The organism is Vibrio methylphosphonaticus, from assembly GCF_023634655.1.
GTDB classification, from domain to species: Bacteria; Pseudomonadota; Gammaproteobacteria; order Enterobacterales; family Vibrionaceae; genus Vibrio; species Vibrio methylphosphonaticus.
In genome coordinates, this window is sequence record NZ_JAMKMS010000082.1 from 1 (window position 1) to 362 (window position 362).

The following is a 362-nucleotide window of genomic DNA, read 5'->3' on the forward strand; positions in this document are numbered from 1 at the left end:
CGTTCACCGCCAACAGTGCGTTTAATCAATTGAACATCGGCGATAAAGTAGAAGAAACCTTCACTGTCTCGTCTGTCGATGGCACACCGTCGACGATCAAAGTGACGATTAACGGGACTAACGATGCAGCGACGGTCAGTACCGCAACGGTCAATGTGGATGAAACTGACAGCGCTATAACAACTTCTGGAACCCTCACTAGTACCGATTTAGACAACCCAGATAATGCGTTTACTCCGGGTTCTATTTCCGGCACCAATGGCGACCTTACTATTGATGCCAACGGGCACTGGGTGTTCACCGCCAACAGCGCGTTTAATCAATTAAACATCGGCGATAAAGTTGAAGAAACCTTCACTGTG

At 48.1% G+C, this 362-nt stretch carries 1 protein-coding gene; it reads left to right on the forward strand.

Annotated elements, in window-relative coordinates; translation table 11 throughout:
- The coding region (locus M9196_RS23340) for a VCBS domain-containing protein (RefSeq protein ID WP_250619891.1) at positions 1-362 on the forward strand (362 nt) is incomplete at both ends.